Source organism: Phycicoccus sp. Root101 (assembly GCF_001426245.1).
Classification (GTDB): Bacteria; Actinomycetota; Actinomycetes; order Actinomycetales; family Dermatophilaceae; genus Pedococcus.
Genome location: NZ_LMCM01000010.1, coordinates 279,392 through 300,341 on the forward strand (window position 1 = coordinate 279,392; position 20,950 = coordinate 300,341).

General features: G+C 71.8%; 21 protein-coding genes and 1 tRNA gene. 13 read left to right on the forward strand and 9 right to left on the reverse strand.

Annotated elements, in window-relative coordinates:
* Positions 1-78: 78 nt before the first annotated feature.
* On the forward strand, positions 79-732 hold the full coding sequence (locus tag ASC58_RS18280; RefSeq protein WP_056920285.1) for a 2'-5' RNA ligase family protein: 654 nt from the start codon (positions 79-81) through the stop codon (positions 730-732).
* Positions 729-3,812 carry an EAL domain-containing protein gene (locus ASC58_RS18285; RefSeq protein WP_157598570.1) on the forward strand — a complete coding sequence of 1,028 codons (3,084 nt, stop codon included), beginning with the start codon at positions 729-731 and terminating at the stop codon, positions 3,810-3,812. The genes ASC58_RS18280 and ASC58_RS18285 overlap by 4 nt, the downstream gene beginning before the upstream one ends.
* Before the next feature lie 172 nt (positions 3,813-3,984).
* Here the strand turns inward: ASC58_RS18285 and ASC58_RS18290 are convergent, their stop codons facing one another.
* The gene (locus ASC58_RS18290) at positions 3,985-4,563 is read right to left on the reverse strand and encodes a TMEM165/GDT1 family protein (protein ID WP_056920287.1); all 579 of its coding nucleotides are present in this window, start codon (positions 4,561-4,563) and stop codon (positions 3,985-3,987) included.
* A 510-nt stretch (positions 4,564-5,073) separates the two neighbouring features.
* On the opposite strand from ASC58_RS18290, the gene ASC58_RS18295 reads away from it, so the two are divergent.
* Positions 5,074-5,415 (forward strand): hypothetical protein, encoded by a 342-nt coding sequence (locus tag ASC58_RS18295; RefSeq protein WP_056920288.1) that lies wholly within the window; start codon positions 5,074-5,076, stop codon positions 5,413-5,415.
* Here the strand turns inward: ASC58_RS18295 and ASC58_RS18300 are convergent.
* The 3 genes from ASC58_RS18300 to ASC58_RS18310 form a co-directional block, all read right to left on the reverse strand.
* On the reverse strand, positions 5,399-5,803 hold the full coding sequence (locus ASC58_RS18300; protein ID WP_056920289.1) for a DUF1801 domain-containing protein: 405 nt from the start codon (positions 5,801-5,803) through the stop codon (positions 5,399-5,401). The two genes, ASC58_RS18295 and ASC58_RS18300, sit on opposite strands and share 17 nt — an antisense overlap.
* 117 nt (positions 5,804-5,920) lie before the next feature.
* Positions 5,921-5,997 (reverse strand) — tRNA-Pro (locus tag ASC58_RS18305).
* A 163-nt stretch (positions 5,998-6,160) separates the two neighbouring features.
* Positions 6,161-7,090, reverse strand: a complete 930-nt coding sequence (locus tag ASC58_RS18310; RefSeq protein ID WP_056915779.1) for a metallophosphoesterase — start codon at positions 7,088-7,090, stop codon at positions 6,161-6,163.
* Between the two features lie 74 nt (positions 7,091-7,164).
* On the opposite strand from ASC58_RS18310, the gene ASC58_RS18315 reads away from it, so the two are divergent.
* On the forward strand, positions 7,165-7,629 hold the full coding sequence (locus ASC58_RS18315; protein WP_056920290.1) for a GatB/YqeY domain-containing protein: 465 nt from the start codon (positions 7,165-7,167) through the stop codon (positions 7,627-7,629).
* 103 nt (positions 7,630-7,732) lie between these two features.
* Here the strand turns inward: ASC58_RS18315 and ASC58_RS18320 are convergent, their stop codons facing one another.
* Positions 7,733-10,120 carry a transglycosylase domain-containing protein gene (locus ASC58_RS18320; protein ID WP_056920291.1) on the reverse strand — a complete coding sequence of 796 codons (2,388 nt, stop codon included), beginning with the start codon at positions 10,118-10,120 and terminating at the stop codon, positions 7,733-7,735.
* Positions 10,121-10,370: 250 nt separating this feature from the next.
* On the opposite strand from ASC58_RS18320, the gene ASC58_RS18325 reads away from it, so the two are divergent.
* Positions 10,371-10,706 (forward strand): WhiB family transcriptional regulator, encoded by a 336-nt coding sequence (locus ASC58_RS18325; protein WP_056920292.1) that lies wholly within the window; start codon positions 10,371-10,373, stop codon positions 10,704-10,706.
* 90 nt (positions 10,707-10,796) lie between these two features.
* On the opposite strand, the gene ASC58_RS18330 is transcribed toward ASC58_RS18325, so the two are convergent.
* The 3 genes from ASC58_RS18330 to ASC58_RS18340 are packed head-to-tail and all read right to left on the reverse strand — an operon-like array spanning position 10,797 to position 13,756.
* Positions 10,797-11,969, reverse strand: coding sequence for an ArsA family ATPase (locus ASC58_RS18330; RefSeq protein WP_056920293.1), 1,173 nt, complete (start codon positions 11,967-11,969; stop codon positions 10,797-10,799).
* Positions 11,969-12,973: an ArsA-related P-loop ATPase gene (locus tag ASC58_RS18335; RefSeq protein WP_056920294.1), complete on the reverse strand. Its 1,005-nt coding sequence runs from the start codon at positions 12,971-12,973 to the stop codon at positions 11,969-11,971. The genes ASC58_RS18330 and ASC58_RS18335 overlap by 1 nt, the downstream gene beginning before the upstream one ends.
* A gap of 9 nt (positions 12,974-12,982) precedes the next feature.
* Positions 12,983-13,756, reverse strand: a complete 774-nt coding sequence (locus ASC58_RS18340) for a S9 family peptidase (protein WP_056920295.1) — start codon at positions 13,754-13,756, stop codon at positions 12,983-12,985.
* Positions 13,757-13,792: 36 nt separating this feature from the next.
* Between ASC58_RS18340 and ASC58_RS21185 the strand changes: the two genes are divergently transcribed.
* The 5 genes from ASC58_RS21185 (at position 13,793) to ASC58_RS18360 (ending at position 17,381) form a co-directional block, all read left to right on the forward strand.
* Positions 13,793-13,948, forward strand: coding sequence for a DUF4177 domain-containing protein (locus ASC58_RS21185; RefSeq protein ID WP_140742397.1), 156 nt, complete (start codon positions 13,793-13,795; stop codon positions 13,946-13,948).
* A gap of 1 nt (position 13,949) precedes the next feature.
* Positions 13,950-14,426 carry a RidA family protein gene (locus ASC58_RS18345; RefSeq protein WP_056920296.1) on the forward strand — a complete coding sequence of 159 codons (477 nt, stop codon included), beginning with the start codon at positions 13,950-13,952 and terminating at the stop codon, positions 14,424-14,426.
* Between the two features lie 27 nt (positions 14,427-14,453).
* The gene (locus ASC58_RS18350; protein ID WP_157581420.1) at positions 14,454-15,290 is read left to right on the forward strand and encodes an NUDIX hydrolase; all 837 of its coding nucleotides are present in this window, start codon (positions 14,454-14,456) and stop codon (positions 15,288-15,290) included.
* Positions 15,287-16,108 (forward strand): MBL fold metallo-hydrolase, encoded by an 822-nt coding sequence (locus tag ASC58_RS18355; protein ID WP_056920297.1) that lies wholly within the window; start codon positions 15,287-15,289, stop codon positions 16,106-16,108. The genes ASC58_RS18350 and ASC58_RS18355 overlap by 4 nt, the downstream gene beginning before the upstream one ends.
* Before the next feature lie 196 nt (positions 16,109-16,304).
* Positions 16,305-17,381 carry a family 16 glycosylhydrolase gene (locus ASC58_RS18360; protein ID WP_056920298.1) on the forward strand — a complete coding sequence of 359 codons (1,077 nt, stop codon included), beginning with the start codon at positions 16,305-16,307 and terminating at the stop codon, positions 17,379-17,381.
* 105 nt (positions 17,382-17,486) lie between these two features.
* Here ASC58_RS18360 and ASC58_RS18365 read toward each other — a convergent pair whose 3' ends face one another.
* Positions 17,487-18,164, reverse strand: a complete 678-nt coding sequence (locus ASC58_RS18365) for a Crp/Fnr family transcriptional regulator (protein ID WP_056915769.1) — start codon at positions 18,162-18,164, stop codon at positions 17,487-17,489.
* 155 nt (positions 18,165-18,319) lie between these two features.
* Between ASC58_RS18365 and nth the strand changes: the two genes are divergently transcribed.
* From nth to ASC58_RS18380, 3 genes are read left to right on the forward strand one after another with little or no spacing between them, the layout of a single operon-like run.
* Positions 18,320-19,033: an endonuclease III gene (nth, locus tag ASC58_RS18370; RefSeq protein WP_200947881.1), complete on the forward strand. Its 714-nt coding sequence runs from the start codon at positions 18,320-18,322 to the stop codon at positions 19,031-19,033.
* Positions 19,030-19,737: a CoA pyrophosphatase gene (locus tag ASC58_RS18375; RefSeq protein ID WP_082553444.1), complete on the forward strand. Its 708-nt coding sequence runs from the start codon at positions 19,030-19,032 to the stop codon at positions 19,735-19,737. Before nth ends, ASC58_RS18375 begins: the two co-directional genes overlap by 4 nt.
* The gene (locus ASC58_RS18380) at positions 19,737-20,948 is read left to right on the forward strand and encodes a MarP family serine protease (protein ID WP_056915767.1); all 1,212 of its coding nucleotides are present in this window, start codon (positions 19,737-19,739) and stop codon (positions 20,946-20,948) included. The genes ASC58_RS18375 and ASC58_RS18380 overlap by 1 nt, the downstream gene beginning before the upstream one ends.
* Positions 20,949-20,950: the final 2 nt, after the last annotated feature.

Here is a 20,950-nt window from a genome sequence, read left to right on the forward strand (position 1 = left end):
CGCCTATCATCGGCACGCGCGACCCGTGCCCGGGTCGCGGTCGCCCCGTAACCGCCGAGTTGGAAGGAGAGTGGTCCCGTGCTCCTGCACGCGGCGTTCTTCCCTCCCCGTGAAGCGGTCGAACAGCTCGTCGACCTCGTCCGCTCCGTCCCGGGACGGCCCGAGGAGTTCGCGCCCGTCTCGGTCGACGACATGCACGTGCACGTCACGAGCTTCGGCAACCTCGCCCGCGCCGACGCGGCCCGGCTCGTCGCCCAGCTCACCGAGGCCGCCAAGGAGTGGGCCCCGCCCCCTCGGCTGCAGATGGCGGGGTGCCTCGCGCTCACGGCGCCCGGCGACCTCTCGGTGGCCACCCCTCTGGTCGGCGACGTCGACCGCCTCGTCAGCATCGCGCGGTCCATCCCCGACGTCGTCCAGGCCCTCGGCCTGCACGTCGACCGGCGCCGGTTCCGACCGCAGCTGCCTGTCGGCCACGTCACCCCGGACACCTCGCTGCCCTACCTCGAGCGGCTCGTGGCCGCCCTCGAGGGCTACATCGGTCCCCGGTGGGTGCTGCCCGACCTCGTCCTGCTCAAGCCGAGCTGGGCGTACGACGGCGCCGACTCGAGCGCCGACATCCACGAGCTCATCCCCATCCCGGCCGAGCCCCAACCCGAGCCCCAACCCGAGACCCAACCCGAGACCCAACCCGAGACCCAACCCGAGACCCAGACCCGGACCGAGGCCCCGTGAGCCCCCGCGATTTGCCCCTGACCCTGCGCCATGTCGCGCAGTCGGCCACGGGTGCGCGCCCCCGCCGGAACGAGGGCATCGCCTTCGGTGTGCTCGTCGCCGGTTCCCTGGCCGCGACCCTGCTCCCCTCACCCCGGCTGAACACCGAGGCCGTCGTCGCCCTGGCCCTGCTCGTCTGCGGGCTCGCCCTCGGGGCGTTGTCGGTATGGCGCCGCCAGCGTTCGTGGGTCGACGCCACGGCCCCCCTCGCGGTCATGGTGTCCGTGATCCTCCTGCGGGACGCCCTCGGCGGTGCCGTCTCCGGTGTCGGGCCGCTGATCGCGGTGCCGATCGTGTGGCTGGCCCTGTTCGGGACCCTGGGCGACCTCGCAGTGGCGGCGTTCCTGTCGGTGCTCGCCTTCATCGGCCCGTCGCTCGCGACCAACCTCACCGCAGCCCCGGGGGAGACCGTCCCGCTCGAGTGGCGCCCGGCCGTCCTGTGGTCGGCGGTGGCGCTGCTCGCCGCGCCGGTCATCCAGGGCGTCATCAGGGGCTTGACGGCCCAGAACCGCGCCGAGCGCGAGGCTGCGGCCCAGCTGCGCGCCATCATGGGTGGCGCCACCCTGACCAGCATCATCAGCGTCGACGTCCACGGGGTCATCACCAACTTCAACGTCGGCGCCGAGGACATGCTCAAGTACGACGCCTCCGAGGCGGTGGGCCGCAAGGTGCACGAGCTCATCCACGACGCCGACGAGATCGTCCAGGCGGCCGGCCAGCTCGGGGTCGTGGCGGGTGTCGCCGTCTTCGCCACCCTGGCCGAGAACCACATGCCGAGCCGCGAGTGGACCTACGTCCGCAAGGACGGCCGTCGCATCTCGGTCCGACTGGCCGTGACCGAGCTGCGGTCGGAGGAGGGCGAGGTCATCGGCTACCTCGGTGTCGCCGTCGACACCACCGCGGCGGTCGAGATGCGTCGTGAGCTCAAGGAGGCGCAGGCCCTCTGGCGCCTGTCGATGGACCACCTCCCCGACACCGCGGTGCTCGTGCTCGACCGGACGCTCGAGGTCTCGCTGTCCACCGGCGGTGGTGCGCGTCGTCAGGGACTGGCCACGGCGGCCGGCCGTGACGTGTCCGAGGCGTTCACGCCGAAGAGCTTCGCGAAGCTCGAGCCGCTCATCGAGGGCGCGCTGCGGGGACGTGACGGCGTCGTCGAGCTGGTCGCGCCCGAGTCCGGGGCGGAGCACGAGATCTGGGTGAGCCCGTTGCCGGGCGCGACGACCACGTCGGGGGCCGTGCTGATCATGGCGCGCGACGTCAGCCGTGACCGCGAGCGCGAGCGACTGCTGCGCGCCAGCCACGACCGCATCCAGCGCCTGTTCGTCGACGCACCCCACGGCATCGCGGTGCTCGGCCGGGACGGCTTCGTCCGCCAGGTCAACCCGTCGTTGTGCCTGCTGCTCGGTCGCACCGAGGCCCAGCTCGTGGGCACGCCCCTGGCCGCCCTCGGTGATGCCGAGGACGACCGCATACCGACGCTCCTCGCCTGCACCACCCGTGAGGCGGGCGCACGCACCGACTGGACGGTGAACACCCCACTCGGGGGTGAGGTGCACCTCAACCTCTCCAGCACGGTCCTCGCCGGTGGTGGGTCGCCCGAGGAGGACGAGCTCCTCGTCAACGTCGCCGACGTCTCCGAGCGGCACACCTACGAGCAGCAGCTCGCCCACCTCGCCGACCACGACCCGTTGACCGGGCTGGCGAACCGTCGTCGCTTCGCCGTCGAGCTGGACCGCCACCTCGACTTCTGCCGTCGCTACGGGCCGCGGGGCGCGCTGCTGCTCATCGACCTCGACCACTTCAAGGAGGTCAACGACACCCTCGGCCACGCCGCGGGTGACGTCCTCCTCACCTCGCTGGCCGAGGTGCTCCGCCAGAGCGTCCGCAGCACCGACATCGTCGCGCGCCTCGGTGGGGACGAGTTCGCGGTCCTGCTCCTGGAGACCGACCAGGCGGGGACCGAGCTCGTCGCCGAGCACCTGGTGACCGCGGTCCGGGCCCACAGCACGGCGCTCGGTGCAGCGGCCGACGCCGTCACCGCCAGCGTGGGGGCAGTGGTCATCGGAGCCCAGGAGACGGGACCCGAGGGTGCCGAGGAGCTCCTGACGAACGCGGACTCCCTGATGTACCAGGCGAAGCAGAGCGGTCGCGACGGCTGGGCCGTGCTGGCTGCCGGTGGCACGGTCGGCCCGAGCGCCACGTCCACCCTGGGCTGGACGCAGCGCATCGAGACCGCGATCGCCAACGACGAGTTCAGCCTGCACCTCCAGCCGATCTGGGACATCGGCCGTGGCCGGGTCACCGGCGGCGAGGTGCTCCTGCGCTTCGGTGAGGGGCCGGACGCACTGCCGCCCGGCGAGTACCTCCAGCAGGCCGAGAAGTCCGGCCTCGTCCTGGCCATCGACCGGTGGGTCCTCGAGCGCGCGATCCCGCTGCTCCAGCGCTTCCAGGCGGTCGACCCCGACTTCGAGCTCTCGGTCAACCTCTCCGGTTGCTCGGTGGGTGACAGCCAGATCGAAGAGGTCGTGCAGGCCGCCCTGCTCCGCTCGGGGGCGAACGGCAACGGACTGGTCCTCGAGATCACCGAGACGGCGATCGTGCCCGACCTCGCCGCGGCCAGGGTGTTCGCCGAACGCCTGGGGCAGGAGGGCTGCCGGTTCGCGCTCGACGACTTCGGTGCCGGGTTCGGCTCGTTCAGCTACCTCAAGCACCTGCCCTTCGCCTACGTGAAGATCGACGGCGAGTTCGTCGCCCGGTGCGACGTCGACCCGACCGACCGCGCCATCGTGTCGTCGATGGTGCGCGTCGCCCACGACCTGGGCAAGCGCACGGTCGCGGAGTACGTCAGTGGCGCGGCCGTGCTCGACGTCCTCGCGCTCGAGGGCGTCGACCTGGCCCAGGGCCACTACATGGGTCGCCCCATCCCGGCCGAGGACTTCCTGGCCCGGTTCGCCGCCGACGGGTTCGTCGCACCGGACGGGGTCGAGCGTGCAGCCTCCACGGCCGTCGCCGTGGCCGGCGGCCACCTGTCCGCCTCCTGACCGTCACGCCGCCCCTGACCGTCACGCCGCCCCCGGCCGGGGAACGGCCCGCGCCCGGGGGAACGGCCCGCAGGCGGTCGAACGGCCCTCAGCCGGCGGAACGCCGCCCACGCACAGGTATGGCGCCCACGCGAGGTGCGCGGGCGCCATACCTGGGCGTGGGCGGTGATCGTCAGAACCAGCCGAGGCCCTCAGCGATGAGGATGAGGCCGAACGCGAGGAACGCCACCGAGGCGCCGATCTTGATGACGCGCTCGGGGAGCTTCTTGCCGAGGACCGCACCCACGCCGATGGCGAGCGCATCCGCGGCGACCATGCCGACGGTGCTGCCGATCCACGTCCCGAGCCACCCCTCCTGGGTGGCGAGGGTGATGGTGGCCAGCATGGTCTTGTCGCCGAGCTCGGCGAGGAAGAAGGCGATGCCGACGGCGACGATCGCCTTGCCGGTGCTGCGACGGGCCTTGTCGGCCTCGTCCTCGGTCAGCTCGTCGCCGCGCAGGGTCCAGGCCGCGAAGGCGATGAAGGCGACGCCGGCGACGATCGAGATGATCCACTGCCTGTCGGCGAAGGAGTTGCCGACGACGGCACCGATCCCGACCGAGGCGAGGTGGACGATCGCGGTGGCGACCGTGATGCCGATGAGCACCTGGCGCACGGTGTAGCGCGTGGCGAAGGTCATCGCCATGAGCTGGCTCTTGTCGCCGAGCTCGGCCACGAAGATGACTGCTGTGCTCAACAGGAAGGCGTACATGGGGTTCGTGTCTCCTAGCCGCCAGGCCGAGGAGAACGTGTCCGTGACGTCCCTTCGACCAGGCACGTCCGAAAAATGGGTTCGTGTACTGGTCGAAAGTCTCGTCCGCCACCGGTCAGATCCGGTGGCCCACCGCACCGGACCCGGGGGTCAGTGTGTCGACGCGGCGATTGGGGACTACTCCCTTTCGGGCGCTCACGATACCCGGCGTCGCGGCCGGCCCACGAATTCGTCCCAGAGCCGTCCCGCGTCCCGGACCGCCGCGAGCCGCACCCTCTGCTAAGTGACGTTGCTGCCGTAGCCACAGGGCGCACCCTGTGGCTACGGCAGCAACCTGTGGCAGGTGGGTGTGGCGGCTCGTCAGTCGGCCCGGGCGAGGACCTTCGCCTGGCCCTCGCGTTCGCGACCGGTCGAGGGGTTCCTGCGTCGTCGTGGGCACGGCGCATGACGGCACGTCCGGCTCGGGCCGCCGGGGTGCGTGGCGAAGCCGGGTGTGCCGACAATGCAGGTATGCCGCCCGGCCCCGACGACGTGGAGGGCGGCGCCACGCCCAGTGGTCCGGCGAGCTGGTCGGACAGGTTCGGCTCGACCCCGGGCCCCGAGTCCCCCTTCCACACGCCTCCGCCAAGCACGACGGTGCTGCGCGTGGCCATGGCGACCCAGCTGGTCCTGCTGGTCATCGTCGCCGGCGTTCCCGTCGCGGCCCTCCTGAGCCACCACGGCGTCGTGGGACGGGTCGGCTACTGCGTTGTGGGGGTCGTCCTCGTCGGATGGCGCTGGTTCATGTTCCGGAACGCCTGGCGGGCCCTCGCCCGTCGCCGGTCGCAGACCCGCCTCACCGCAGCCCCTTGATCGCTCGCCAGCCCCCGGCACGGTTGTTCGCGACGACCTGACGCAGGAACTCGAGCAGCACAGGCTCGTCGATCGCGTCCCCCTCGCGGAAGCCGATCGTGCGTGCCGTCGAGTTCTGGTGCCCGGCCGTGACCAACCCGTGGGGGTCGTCGACGATCGCACCGTCGTAGACGAACGGGTTGACGTGGTCCCGGGCAGCCAGGAGGGCGCACACGTTCCCCTCGAGCACGAAGTACGGCTGCACCGTGCGCTTGATCGTCTCAATGAGCTCGGGGTCGGCCGCGTGGGCCAGGTCGCGCAGCCGCCGGCAGAGCACCTGCTGCCACGACGGCAGGGCATCGATGTAGGCGTCCACGCGGGGGTCCTTCTCGTACGCGGAAGTGTTCATGTGAGGTGGACCGCGGTCGGGAAGCAGACTCATCGCCGGCCCTGCGACATGGGTCGGGCGGACATGGCTGAGGCCACCAACCAGGCTGTGGTTGGTGGCCTCTGACCACGGTCGATCTGGTCGGGGTGACAGGATTTGAACCTGCGGCCTCTTCGTCCCGAACGAAGCGCGCTACCAAGCTGCGCCACACCCCGTGGCCGTCGCTCCCGAGCAGATCTGACATGGTCAGGGACTGGTTTCGGCAGCGACAAGGAAGAATAGCCCACGGCCTGCCGCGCCTCCCAATCGGCCCAGCCGACGGTGGTCCGACCAGCGCCGGACCGGCGCCGGACCGGCGCCGGACCAGCGCGGGGCTAGCTAGCGGGGGACGAGGGTCAGCAGGGTCGCCTCGGGGCGGCAGGCGAAGCGCACCGGCGCGTACGGCGACGTGCCCAGCCCGGCCGACACGTGGAGCCAGGCGGCATCGGCCGGAGCCTGCCTCGAGGGCGCCGACCCGGCGCCGGGCCACCACCGCGACAGCCCCTTGGCGCGGTTGGTGGGCAGGTCGCAGTTGGTGACCAGCGCGCCATACAGGGGGACGGCCAGCTGGCCGCCGTGGGTGTGGCCGGCGAGCAGGAGCCGTGCCCCGTCCGCGGCCATCGGGTCGAGCACCCGTTGGTACGGCGCGTGCGTGACCCCCACGGTCAGGGCGGCGGTGGGGGAGGCGGGACCGGCGACGTCGGCGTAGCGGTCGCGCCGGATGTGGGCGTCGTCGGTGCCGACGAGCTCGACAGGGGAACCGGCCACCGACAGCACCGTCCGGGCGTTGTCGAGGTCGGTCCAGCCGCCGCCGACCATGCCTGCCCGGAGGTCCTCCACCGGCAGGGTGATGCGGCTGGCGGGGGCGTGCGCGTGGCGGCGGGTGAGGTAGCGGGCAGGGTTCTTCGGCACGGGCGCGTAGTAGTCGTTGGACCCGAGGACGAACACCCCGGGGAACTCGAACAGCGGCGCCATCGCCCTCAGCGCCTCGGGCACGGCGTCGTGCGCCGCGAGGTTGTCACCGGTGTTGACCACGAGGTCGGGAGCCAGGGCCGCGAGGCTGCGGACCCACTCCACCTTGTGCTGCTGGCGCGGCACCAGGTGCAGGTCGGAGACCTGCAGGACGCGCAGGGGCTGGGCCCCGGGGGCCAGCACCGGCACGGTGAACCGGCGCAGTGCGAACCAGTTCCGCTCCACGAGGCTCGCCCACCCGAGTCCGGCCACCCCGAGGGCAGCCACCCCGCCCACCGTCCGCAGATACGTGTTCATCGCGACCCATCCTCGCAAACAACCCGCAGACAACACGGTTGGGGACCGCACCCACCGCCTGCGACACTGGCCCCATGACCGACCAGAGCCTCAAGGCCACCGTCCAGAGCGACCTCACCTCCGCCATGCGCGCGCGGGACCAGGTGCGCTCCGGCACGCTGCGCATGGCCCTCACCGCCATGACGAACGAGGAGGTCTCGGGCACCGAGGCCCGTGAGCTGACCGACGACGAGGTGCTCAAGGTCCTGGCCAAGGAGGCCAAGAAGCGCAAGGAGGCCTCGACCGCCTACACCGACGCGGGCCGCCCCGAGCTGGCCGCCAAGGAGGACGCCGAGCTCGCCATCCTCGAGGCCTACCTGCCCGCCCAGCTGTCCGACGAGGAGCTCGCGGCCATCGTCGCCGCCGCCATCGCGGACACCGGCGCCACCGGTATGCAGCAGATGGGCCAGGTGATGAAGGCGGCGGGCGCCGTCGTCGCCGGCCGCGCCGACGGAGGCCGGGTGGCCTCGGTCGTGAAGGCGTCCCTCGCGGGTCGCTGACCCCCGTACCGGCGGTGACCAGCCGCCATGTGCAGCGAGGCTTCTCACGACGAAGGCCCCCACCGGCGAACCGGTGGGGGCCTCCGTCGTCACGAGGCCGAGGTCACGGCTTCTTCGGCTTCGGCGGCTTGGTGGGCTTGCTCTTCGTGGGCGTCGGGTTGGGCTTCGGGGTGTTGCTTGCCCTCGGCGTAGGAGCCTGGGGCACGTACCCGGTCGAGAGGTAGAGACCGATCGTGTCGCCGCGCAGCGCCGTGCCGTTCGGGGACGTGTAGACGACCCGGCCCTGGCCGTAGCCGCTGTTCGTGCTGCCCGCGACCTGCACCTTGAACCCGGCGTCCGTGAGGCGCGCGGTGGCCTCGTCGACGGTCAGGCCACCGACGAACGGGACGGCGACCTTGTCACCGTTCTGGATCTTGTCGCTCGGGGTGTCGAAGTCGCGGATGGGCATGCCCTCCGACGCGCCCTTCATGATGGCCTGCCACACCGGTGCCGAGATGGTGCCACCGAAGACCTCGCCGTAGTAGGTGCCGGCCAGGCTGACGTTCTTCATGCGGAACTGCGTGTAGGGCGTGCCGACCCAGACCGCGGTCGCGAGCTGGGGCGTGTAGCCGACGAACCACGACTGGTAGTGGTTGTCCGTGGTGCCGGTCTTGCCGGCGGCCGGGCGGGAGCCGAGGCTCGCGCCGGTACCGGTGCCGTTCTTGATGACGCCGGTGAGGAGCTCGGTGGCGCCCTTGGCGACGTCGGGGTCGATGACCTGCTTGCACGGCGTCGGGTTGAGCTTGATGGCCTTCTTGTCGTTCGTCGTGATCGACAGGATGGGGTTGGGCTTGCAGTACTTGCCGTTGGCGGCCAGGGTCGCGTAGCTCGCAGCCAGGGTCAGCGGGGTCGCCGTGCCGGCGCCGAGAGTGACGGCGGCCGGGCTGCACAGGATGGGCTCGCCGTACCCGTTGTGCAGGCCCATCGTCGTCATCATGTTGCGGACGTTCGGGGTGCCGAGCTTGAGGACCAACGACGCGAACGCGGTGTTGACCGACTTGGCGGTGGCGGTCTTCAGCGGGATCGGCTTGCCGCCGATCGCCTCGTCGTTGCGCACCTCCCAGTTGCCCTGGTCACCGCACTTGCCCTGCTCCTGCGGGGAGTAGACCGCCGGCTGCTTCGTGGTGGCGAACTTCGACGGGATGGTGCCGTTGACCGACTGGCCGCGCTTGAGCGCCTCGACGATCGCGTACATCTTGGCGGTCGACCCGAACTGGAAGCCGTTCTCGCCGCCGTACTCACGGTCGACGTTCCAGTTGAGGCCGGTGAGGCCCTTGGTCTCGCTGCCCTTGCCGGTCGTGTACGTGGTGTTCTGCACCATCGCGACGACCTTGCCGGTGCCCGGCTGGACGATCGCCGCGGCGGCGCCGATGTGCTCGTCGTTGCCGACGGGGACCCGCTTGGTGAGCTGCTTGCGGGCCAGCTCCTGGGTCGTCGGGTTGAGCGTCGTCTGGATCGTCAGGCCGCCCTGCGTGATGTTCTTGATCCGCTCGGGGACCGTCTTGCCCAGCTCCGGCATGGTCTTGAGGTAGGCCATGACGTAGTTGCAGAAGTACGGCTCGCGCGAGGCCGCGCAGTTGCTCAGGGGGTCCTTGCGCTTGAGCATCTTCTTGACCGGGATGGCCTTGGCGTTCTTCCAGGCCTTGTCGCCGATGATCCCGAGGTCGTGCATGCGGTCGAGCACGACGTCGCGCCTGGCCTGCGCGCGCTCGGGGTTGTTGATCGGGTCCGTGCGGCTGGGGTTCTGCACCAGGCCGGCCAGGAGCGCGGCCTGCGGGATGTTGAGGTCCTTGGCGGAGATGCTGAAGTAGTGCTGTGCGGCAGCCTCGACGCCGTAGGCCAGGTCGCCGTAGTAGGCGAGGTTCATGTAGCCCTGGAGGATCTGGTCCTTGGTCATCTCCTTCTCGAGGGTGACCGCGTACTTGATCTCCTGGATCTTGCGGGCGGCGCTGACGCGGACGGCGGCCTTCGCGGCCTCCTCGTCGTTGTTGCGCAGCGCGTTCTCCTGCAGCGTGAGCTTGACGTACTGCTGGGTCAGGGTGGAGGCGCCCTGGGTGTCGCCGCCCTGCGCGTTGGAGACCATCGCGCGGGCGATGCCGCGCGGGTCGACCCCGCCGTGCTCGTAGAAGCGGCTGTCCTCGATCGCGATCTGCGCCTTCTGCATGATCGGCGCGACGTCCTTGAGGTTGACGATGATCCGGTTCTCCTCCTGGGGGGTCGCGAGGACCTTGCCCTGGGCGTCGACGATCTTCGACTGCTGCGACAGGGCGGAGGCGGTGAACTCGCCCGGCAGGTCGTCGAAGGCGGTCACCCCCGAGGTCGCCGCCGTGCCCGTCGCCCCCACCGCGGGGATCAACAGTCCAGCCGCCAGCAGGCCCATGACCATCGCCGTGGCGACGAAGGCTCCGAGCAAACTGAGGACATTACCGAGGTTGGTGGCGCGACCGTGCATGGGCACAGGGTAACCGGCTCATCTGGATGGACCCGGGTTCGCGCGGCGGGGAGTCGCTGACCTGCGGGAATGCCCTCGCGGAGCGGACGCTACGAGGTGGTTCGGAATGACTAGTCCCTTTGGCCCTCGCAGAACTACACGAATGGGCCATGTCGTTGCAGTCCCCACCTTCCTATCGTTTCTCAAACATTGGAACAGTCATGAGGCGCAACCGCAGCCGCCTTGTTCTGCAGCATCTGGAGGCACTGAGATGACGATCGCACCAGCGCGACCCACCCGATCGGGTGCGGCGGGTACTGGATGGGTCGAGGACTGGGCGCCCTTGGGCTCCTGCTCCACCGCCGACCCCGACGCCCTCTTCGTCCAGGGAGCCGCCCAGCAGACCGCCAAGGTCGTCTGCCAGGGGTGCCCGGTCATCGCCGAGTGCCTCGCCGACGCCCTCGACAACCGCACCGAGTTCGGTGTCTGGGGAGGGATGACGGAGCGCGAGCGCCGCGCCCTGCTCAAGCGCCGCCCCAACATCACCTCCTGGGCGAACCTGTTCGCCGCGGCCCGTGGCCAGTCCCGGGACGAGGAGAGCGCCTGACCCCGCGCGCACAGCACGACCCCGCACGACCGAGCCCGAGCCGGCGCCTTCCCCCCGAGGCGGCCGGCTCGTCGGCGTTCCGGGGTGGGCTCAGCCCCCGGTGAGGGAGGCCGCCACCGCGCGCAGCCCGGCGAGGTCGTGGATGTCCTGGGCCGCGGCCGGCACCTCCACGAGGGGTATGCCGGGGTGCCCGGCGGTGAACCGCCTCACCTGCCGCTCCTGCCGCTCGGCGGTCTCGGCGAGGGCGGCGTGCAGGCGCAGCAGTCCCTCGGTCTCGGCGCTGGTCGCGCTGCGGTCCGGGCCCTCCGCGTCGGCGAGCTGGTCGGCGGCGGCCAGGGCCCGTGAGGCGCGCAGCGATGGTGCGGCCACCCGCTGGATGCGGTTGACGACGAGTCCGGCGAGCGGCATGTGCTCCTCGTCGAGGCGCCCGGCGAAGTACGACGCCTCCCGCAGCGCGTCGCGTTCGGGGGCGGCCACGACGACGAACGCCGTCTCGGAGTTCTTGAGCAGCGCGTAGGTCTGGTCCGCGCGCTCGCGGAACCCGCCGAACATGGTGTCGAGCGCCGCCACGAAGGTCTGCACGTCCTGGAGGAGCTGCCCGCCCAGCAGCTTGGACATCGTGCTCGTCACCATCGTCACGCCGACGCTGAACACCTTGAAGCCGGCTCGCCCCCCGGCCTTGGCCGGGGCGGTCATCAGCCGGATGAACCGGCCGTCGAGGAAGGACCCCAGGCGCTTGGGCGCGTCGAGGAAGTCCAGCGCCGAGCGCGACGGCGGGGTGTCGACGACGACGAGGTCCCACCGCCCGGTGCGGTCGGCCTCGGCCCGCAGCTGGCCGAGCTTCTCCATCGCCATGTACTCCTGCGTCCCCGCGAACGAGCTCGAGACGGCTTGGTAGAACGGGTTCGCGAGGATCTGGGCGGCCTTCTCCGGGGTGGCGTGCTGCTCGACCACCTCGTCGAAGGTGCGCTTCATGTCGAGCATCATCGCGTCCAGGGAGCCGCCCCCGGCGCCGGCGCCCTCGACGGGGCGCGGGGTGTTGTCGAGCTCGGTCAGCCCGAGCGACTGGGCCAGGCGCCGGGCCGGGTCGATGGTGAGGACGACGACCCTGCGACCGTGCTCGGCGGCCCACAGGCCCATGGCCGCCGCCGTCGTGGTCTTGCCGACGCCGCCGGCGCCGCAGCAGACGACGATGCGGGTGGCCGGGTCGGTGAGCAGCGCGGCGACGTCGAGGCCGTGCCCGGTGGTGGTGCGGGCGACCATCAGATCATCCCCTGCTCGGCGACGGCGTCGGCGAGGACGGAGATGCCGCCGCCCTCGGTGCCCTCGGGCAGGAGCGGCAGGCGGACCGTGAGGCGCCCCTGCTCGGCGAGGATCGCGTCCTGCTCGCGTTCGAGGGCCACCCGGTCCGCGTGCTGGCCGGCGTCGACGAGCAGGCCTGCGACGACACCGGCGGTCGCCTTGACCCCCACGGACGCGAGGTCCGCGGCGACCCCCTCGGCGAGCTTGGCCGTGCGGCCGCCCCGCACCGACCTCAGGGCCTTGTCGGACAGGAGCGGGTCGCGCAGCTGGTTGACGACGATCGCCCCGAGGGGCAGGTCGGCCGCCCGCAGGTCCCTGAGGGCGTCGACGGTCTCCTGGACCGGCATCTCCTCGAGCAGCGTCACCACGTGGACCGCGGTCGTGTGGCTGCGCATCATCCGGGTGATCGAGTCGGCCTGGCTGTGGATCSGCCCCACCTTGGCCACGTCGGCCACCTCGGCGTTGACGTTGAGGAACCGCACCACGCGCCCGGTCGGTGGGGCGTCGAGCACGACCGCGTCGTACGCGAGGGCGCCCGAGCGCCCGGCCCGGCGCCCGGCGGCCTCGTAGACCTTGCCGATGAGCAGGACGTCGCGCAGGCCTGGCGCGATGGTGGTCGCGAAGTCGACCGCCCCGAACTTGTCGAGCAGGCCCATGGCCCGGCCCACCTTGTAGAACTTCTGGAGGTACTCGCCCAGCGACTGCTTGGCGTCGACGGAGATCGCCCAGACCTCACCGCCGCTGCGGTCGTGGACGACCCGGGTCTCGGTGTGGCCGAGCGGCGGGACGTCGAACGTCTGCGAGATGCCCTGCCGCTCCTCGACCTCGACCAGCAGGACGCGCTTGCCCTGCCGCGACAGCCCGAGGGCCAGGGCGGCTGCGACGGTCGTCTTGCCGGTGCCGCCCTTGCCCGTCACCACGTGCAGGCGGACCTTGGACAGGTCGGGCAGGGCGCGCTCTGGCATGCGCCCAGACTAGGAGGCGAGCAGGTCCACCGCCGCGGCGACCTCGGCGAACGCCGGGTGCTCCGGGTCGATCAGCCCGTAGTGGCCCCCGCCGGCCACGGGGGTGAGGCGCACCGACGGGCCGCGGTGCGCCGCGGCATACCGCTCGCTCAGCGCGAAGGGCACCACGTCGTCGTCCCGCGCGTGCACGAGCACGACGGGGACGGACGGCGGCAGGACCGCCGGGTCGGCGGCGGCATACGCCTGCGGCACCTCCTCGGGGGAGCCCCCGAGGAACGCCGGTATGGCGTCGCCACCCACCTGCGTCGCCGCGCCGTGCGCGAGGTCCACGACGCCGGCGAGGCTCACGGCCCCGCGCAGCCCGTGCGCCCACGGCTGGGCGGCGGCCCACGTGACGAGCTGACCCCCCGCGGAGTGGCCGACGAGCACGGGCGGGTGGGCGAGGTCGGGGTCGCGGCGGATGGCGGTGAGGGCTGCAGCGATGTCCTGCGCGGTGCCGGGCCAGCCACCACCGGGCATGCCGGGCCTGCGGTACTCGACCACGGCGACGGGGTAACCCGCGTCGGCGAAGGCCTGGGCCTGGCGGCTGGCGTGGCCCCGGTCGTACTCCGCCCGCCAGAAGCCGCCGTGCACGACGACGACGGTCAGCGAGCGCGTGAGGCGCTTCGGGAGGCGCACGTCGTAGACCTGCGCGTCGTCGTCGCCGTAGGACGTCGTGCGGGTCGGTGGGGCCGCCCGCTCGTCGAGGACCTCGATGGGGCTCCGGTCCGCAGCAGTGGCCATGCACCCATCCTGCCAGCGGTGGCTAGGCTGCGGACCATGCAGAAATGGGAGTACGCGACCGTGCCGCTGATCGTGCACGCGACCAAGCAGATCCTCGACCAGTGGGGTGAGGACGGCTGGGAGCTCGTCCAGGTCCTCACCGGCCCCGACGGCAACGGACTGGTCGCCTACCTGAAGCGGGAGAAAGCCTGACATGAGCAGAGTCGAAGACCGTCTGGCCGAGCTCGGCCTGACCGTGCCCGAGGTCGCCAAGCCGGTGGCCGCCTACGTCCCGGCGATCCAGGACGGACGCCGGATCTACACCTCCGGGCAGCTGCCCATGGTGTCCGGAGCCCTGGCCGAGACCGGCAAGGTCGGCGTGGGCGAGGGCCTGGTGTCCCCGGAGCGGGCCGCCGAGCTCGCGCAGATCTGCGCGCTCAACGCCATCGCCGCCGTCAAGGGCCTCGTCGGCGACCTCGACAAGGTGACCCAGGTGGTCAAGCTCGTCGGGTTCGTGGCGTCCGACCCCGCGTTCACCGGCCAGCCCGGGGTCATCAACGGGGCCAGCGAGCTCATGGGCAAGGCCTTCGGGGACGCCGGCATCCACGCCCGGTCCGCCGTCGGTGTGGCCGTGCTGCCGCTCGACGCCCCCGTCGAGGTCGAGATCGTCGTCGCCGTCGCGGACGACTGAGCAGCCGAGACCCGAGGTACTGACGCGGTGCTCCGCGACTTCCCGATCAGCGAGTCACCGTCCCTGCGCGCGCGCATCGACGAGTGGCTCGCTGATCCGGACCCCTCGTCCTCCCCGACACCACGGCTCGCGGCGACCGTGATGTTCGTCCGTGATGCGGCGGCCGGCGTGGAGGTGTTCATGCTCCGGCGGGTCGCGACGATGGCGTTCGCCCCGCGGATGATGGTGTTCCCCGGTGGTGGCGTCGACAGCCGCGACGCCGAGGAGTCGCTGCCGTGGGCGGGCCCCTCGCCCGCCGAGTGGGCCTCCCGCCTGCGCGTGGACGAGAGCCGTGCCCGGGAGCTCGTCGCCGCCGCCGTGCGCGAGGTGTTCGAGGAGTGCGGGGTCCTGCTCGCGGGCCCGACGCCCGACTCCATCGTCGAGGACGTCGCGAGCGAGCACTGGCGTGAGCAGCGCCGCCGCCTGCTCGACCGCGAGGCGTCGCTGTCCCAGGTCCTGCAGGAGCACGGCCTCCTGCTGCGCTCGGACCTGCTCGGCTACCGCGCCCACTGGGTGACCCCGGTGTTCGAGGCCCGCCGCTACGACACGCGCTTCTTCACCGCCGCCGTCCCTTCCGGCCACCGTGCCGACGACCAGACCACCGAGGCGGACCTCGCGGCCTGGGTGCGCCCCGCCGAGCTGCTGCAGGCGTGGGAGAGCGGCGAGGCGCTGATGCTTCCACCCACCGTCGTGGCCGTCGAGGAGGTGGCCGCCGCCGCGTCCGCGGCCGAGTTCATCGCCGAGCAGCCCGTCATCGAGACCGTCCAGCCCGAGCTCGTCGACACCGGTTCCGGCCTGGTGATGCGGGCCGACCTCCCGCGATGAGTGCGGTCGCGCCTGCCCCCTCGGCGGCGCCAGGGCAGTGGCGCGGAGGCCAGGTGACCGACCGGGCGCTGTGCGTCCTGTGCCCCAACCCCGGCCCGATGACCCTCGACGGCACCAACACCTGGGTGCTGCTCGAACCCGGCTCCAGCGAGGCCCTCGTCATCGACCCCGGCCCGCTGCACGAGCCCCACCTGCAGGCCGTGGTCGCGGCGGTCGCCGACCGCGGCGCCCGCGTGGCCCAGACGATCCTCACCCACGGCCACGCCGACCACGCCGAGGGTGCCGGGCGCTTCGCCGAGCTCACCGGCGCCCCCACCCGCGCGGTCGGCCGCGGCCACGACGACCTCGGCGACGGCGCCGTCGTCTCGGCCGGCGGGCTCGAGCTGCGGGTCGTGGCAACCCCCGGGCACACCTCCGACTCCCTGTCGTTCGCGCTCCCCGCCGACCACGCCCTCCTCACCGGCGACACAGTCCTGGGCCGCGGCACCACGGTGGTCGCGCACCCCGACGGTGAGCTGGCGGCATACCTCTCGTCGTTGGAGCGGATCGCGGCGCTCACCGGGGGTGGCGCCGTGACCTCGATCCTGCCCGGTCACGGACCGGTCGTGCCCGACGCCTCGGCCATGGTCGCCTTCTACCGGCAGCACCGGGCCGAACGGCTCGAACAGGTGCGGCAGGCGCTCGCGGACGGTGCCGCGCAGGCGGCCGACCCGGTCCGGGCCGTGGTCGAGACGGTGTATGCCGACGTGCCCCGCGAGGTCTGGCCGGCGGCGGCCCAGAGCGTGGCAGCGCAGCTGGAGTACCTGCGCACTCGTTGAGCGGCGCTCCCACAACCCGCGGTCGAGGTATTCCGGTACCGGGATCCGGTCGTCGAACACCTCGAACCGCCGAAGCAGGGGTGAGTGCTCGACGCTCACAGCACGGTGCGCCCTCCCGGCACAAGGGGAGTGCTCCCTATGGACCTTCGGCAAGGGGCTCCCTAGCCTCGGGCTTCCACACCAAGGGGGAGAAAACATGATCAAACGCACGCAGAGGAACCGGCTGGCAGCAGGCGTCGTCCTGGCCACGTTCGCCACGGCGACCGTGGCGGCCACGACCACGCTGGCTGGCAACGCGGCAGGGGCCGGTACCGCGGCACGGGCCGGGGACCAGCAAGCGGCGGCGGCGAAGGGCTGGAAGCCCGCTTGGCACTCGGAGTTCGGGTCGCCCAGGTCGCAGTGGCCGACCGAGTGGAGGAAGGTCGAGGACGCACCCCTCTCCGCCTGGAGCACCAAGGACAGGGGGGTCGTCTCGCCGGGGAAGTCCCAGGCGCGCAACCTGGCCAAGAACGTGGATCTTGCCAACGGGAAGCTGGTCATCACGACGCGTCGCCTGTGTGCCAAAGCGGCTCCGACGTCAGAGACGGACTTCTCGTGGCTGGCGGACAGCAAGCCTTCGGTCAAGGCGTGCAGCGGCGCGCGCAAGGTGCCGGTCTACACCTCCGGCCGACTGCAGATGGAGGCGGCGGCCTACCAGGCTTCCGGCGCCGCGGTGCGGATGGACTTCAGGGCCACCCTGCCGTCCGACCCGGCGACCGGGACGCGGCAGGCGTTGTGGGCCAACAACGCCCAGCCCTACTGCTCCTACGACGGGAAGACGGTCACGGTCACGAACCTCGGGGAGGTGGACGCCGTGGAGTGGTACGGCAACAAGCCCGGCGCTTCGTACTCGACGACGCACATGTCGTGCGCCACGAACGGGGCGCATCCCGGCCGCACCTTGCGCCGCGAGCACCAGGACCCGGTGAAGGCGGGGTCGACCCACACGTGGACGGTGATCAAGCGGGGGAACACGGCCACGTACCTGCTCGACGGCAAGGCGGTGGAGGAGAAGGAGGCCAAGGCCATCGACAGCTGCCGCAAGGCACCCTTCACCGTGCCGGACACCGCCAGCTGCGCGACGATCATGCGGTCCCCGTGGATGACGATCCTCCAGGGAGAGGTCTTCGCCGGGAAGTACAAGGCGGCCAACCGCCAGAGCGGCCCCAACGACAAGGCGGCATTCCCGGTCCAGAAGCTCAAGGTCGACTGGGTACGCGTCTACACCGGCTGACCCTCGGCGCTCGTTGGTTCGATGTGGACACGGCGGGAGATCCGGGCGTGTCCACATCGAACCCGTGGGCGCGGGCCGAGCGGGCGGGCGCGAGGTGGGTACGGGCTAGCGGGCGCGGCGCTTGAGGCGCTCGACGTCCATGATGAGCACGGCCCGGGCCTCGAGCCGGAGCCAGCCACGGGTCGCGAAGTCGGCCAGGGCCTTGTTGACCGTCTCGCGGGAGGCGCCGACCAGCTGGGCGAGCTCCTCCTGGGTGAGGTCGTGGGCGACGAGGATGCCCTCCTCGACCGGACGGCCGAACCGGGCCGAGAGGTCGAGCAGCGCCTTGGCGACGCGGCCGGGGACGTCGGTGAAGACGAGGTCGGCAAGGTTCTCGTTGGTGCGGCGCAGGCGCTGGGCCAGCGCGGCGAGCAGGACCTTGGCGACGGCGGGGCGGCCGTTGAGCAGGCCGTTGAGGTCCTCGTTGCCGATGCCGAGCAGCTGGGTCTCGGCGACCGCGGTGGCAGTCATCGTGCGCGGGCCGGGGTCGAACAGGCTGAGCTCACCGAACATCTCGCCCGGGCCGAGGATGGCGACGAGGTTCTCGCGCCCGTCGCTGCTGCGTCGACCGAGCTTCACCTTGCCCTCACGGATGACGTAGAGACGGTCGCCCTGGTCGCCCTCGGAGAAGAGCACGTCGCCCCGCTCGAGGCGCGTCTGCGTCATCGACTGCATCAGCGTCGAGGACGCCTCCTCGTCGAGGGCAGCGAACAGAGGGGCTCTTCTCACCACATCGTGATCCACGGGCGACAGTGTGCCACGTCGTCGTCAGGCCCGACCCGTAGGCTGAACGGGTGTCCGAGACCGCACGCAAGCCTGCCCGTACGCCTGCCCGCAAGCCTGCCTCCACACCGCTCCGGGAGGAGTCGCCGGTCGCGCTCACCCGGCGGGCCCGCCGGATGTACCGCGAGCTCCACGAGCACTATCCGTACGCCCACTGCGAGCTCGACTTCGAGAACCCGCTGCAGCTGCTCGTGGCCACGGTGCTGTCGGCCCAGACCACCGACGTCATGGTCAACAAGGTGACGCCGCAGCTCTTCGCGCGCTACCCCGATGCGGCGGCGCTGGCCGGCGCCGACCGCGAGGCGATGGAGGCGCTGCTCAAGCCGACCGGCTTCTTCCGCGCCAAGACCAACTCGGTGATGAAGCTCGGGGCCGAGCTCGTCGAACGCTTCGACGGGGAGGTCCCGCCCCGGATGAAGGACCTCGTGACCCTGCCGGGCGTCGGCCGCAAGACCGCCAACGTCGTGCTGGGGAACGCGTTCGGCATCCCCGGGATCACGGTCGACACCCACTTTGGACGGCTCGTTCGCCGGTTCGGCTGGACCGACGAGGAGGACCCGGTCAAGGTCGAGTCGGCCGTGGGTGCACTGATCCCGCGCAAGGAGTGGACGATGCTCTCCCACGTCCTGATCTTCCACGGCCGGCGCACCTGCCACGCGAAGAAGCCCGCCTGCGGCGCCTGCCCGATCGCGCGCCTCTGCCCCTCCTACGGCGTGGGCGAGACCGACCCGGCCAAGGCCGCGAAGCTGCTCAAGTTCGAGCTCGCCCCCGGTGCCGACAACCCGTATGCCGCGCCGGTCGCCGATGTCGTGGAAGCCGGCCGGGCGTGAGCGAGGGTCCCCCCGCGCACGCCCGTCCCGCGTGGATCGACCGTGCCCACCAAGGCATCTCGAGCGCCGACAGCGGCTTCTTCGACCGGTTCGCCCCGCCCCCAGCGGGTGGCCGCCGCTCCAGCGTCCTCATCCTCTTCGGGCCGAACCCGGCCGGTGGCGAGGACGTCGTCCTCACCGAGCGTGCCCACACCCTGCGCACCCAGCCCGGTGACATCTCCTTCCCCGGCGGCAAGCGCGAGCCGCACGACGCCTCCGACGCGGCGGCCGCCCTGCGGGAGGCGCAGGAGGAGGTCGGGATCGACCCGGACACGGTCGACGTGGTCGCCGAGCTGCCCGAGATCTACCTCAGCCCCCGCAGGTTCGTCGTCACCCCCGTGCTGGCGTGGTGGCGCGAGCCGGGGCACGTGGACGGCATCGACCCCGGGGAGGTGCACCGGGCGGTGCGGGCGCCGCTGGCCGACCTGCTCGACCCCTCGGCCCGCTTCACCGTGACCCACCCCAGCGGGTACGTCGGGCCGGGCTTCGAGTTCGACGGGCTGTTCGTCTGGGGGTTCACCGCGGGCTTGTTGTCGGCCGTGCTCGATTTCGGCGGGCTTACCCTCCCGTGGGACCGTAGTGTCGAGCGGCCGCTCCCCGAGCGCTACCAGCCCGGTGGACGGCGTGACGCCCTGACCCAGACCGCGACGGAAGGCCGAGCCTGATGTTCCTCGGACTCTCCGTCCTGGACCTGCTCCTCATCGTGCTGCTGCTCAGCTACGCCGTGACCGGGTACCGGCAGGGCCTGGTGGTCAGCGTCCTGTCGCTCGCAGGGTTCCTCAGCGGTGGGGCGATCGCCATGTGGCTGCTGCCCATCGCCATCGGTTCGTGGAACGACCTGCAGAGCTCGCCGCTGCTGCGGTCCGTCGTGCTCATCGCCGGGGTGTTCATCCTCGCCTCGGCCGGCCAGGCCCTCGCCGTGACCGTGGGTGGCAGCCTGCGCTCGAAGCTCAAGGTCAAGCCCGCCCAGCGGTTCGACTCCGCGCTCGGCGCGGTCGCCGTCGTGGTCTCGGCGTCGGTCCTCGTGTGGTTCATCGCCGGTGCGCTGCGCGGTGGCGCCCCGGCACCGATCGCCAAGGCCATCGGCGAGTCCAAGGTCCTGAGCACGATCGACTCCGTGGTGCCGCCGGGCACCTCTCGCCTGTTCGCCGGCTTCCGCGAGGTGCTCGACCGTGAGGGCTTCCCGCGCGTCTTCGACGGCCTCGAGGCCGAGCGCATCGCCCCGGTCGACCCGCCCGACGACGCCGTGGCCCAGTCGCAGGGCGTGCGCGCCGCGGCCTCGTCGATCATCAAGATCACCGGCGTCGCCACCTCCTGCAACCGCGGCCAGGAGGGCAGTGGCTGGGTGGTCGCACCCGAGCGGGTCGTGACCAACGCCCACGTGGTCGCCGGTATGGAGCGCGCGACCCTGCGCATCCACGGCACCGGCCGCTCCTACACCGGGCAGGTCGTGGTGTTCGACGCCCGCCGCGACCTCGCGGTGCTCGCGGTGCCCGGACTGCCCGCCGACCCGCTGCAGCAGGGCCCCGACCTGGCCCGCGGCGACAGCGGGGTCGTCGCCGGGTTCCCCCTGGACGGTCCCTACCAGCTCGACGCCGCCCGCGTCCGTGAGGTCGTCGACGCCCGTGGCTCCGACATCTACGGACGTCCCGGCACCAGCCGCGAGGTCTACTCCCTCTTCGCCAAGGTCCGGCCCGGCAACTCCGGCGGCCCGCTGCTGTCGACCGACGGCAAGGTCGTCGGTGTCATCTTCGCGAAGTCGCTCGACGACGACAGCACCGGTTACGCACTGACGATGGACGAGGCCAGGCCGGTCCTCGACGCGGCCGCGAGCGCCTCGAGCCCGGTGGGCACCGGCGCCTGCGTCGCCGGCTGAGG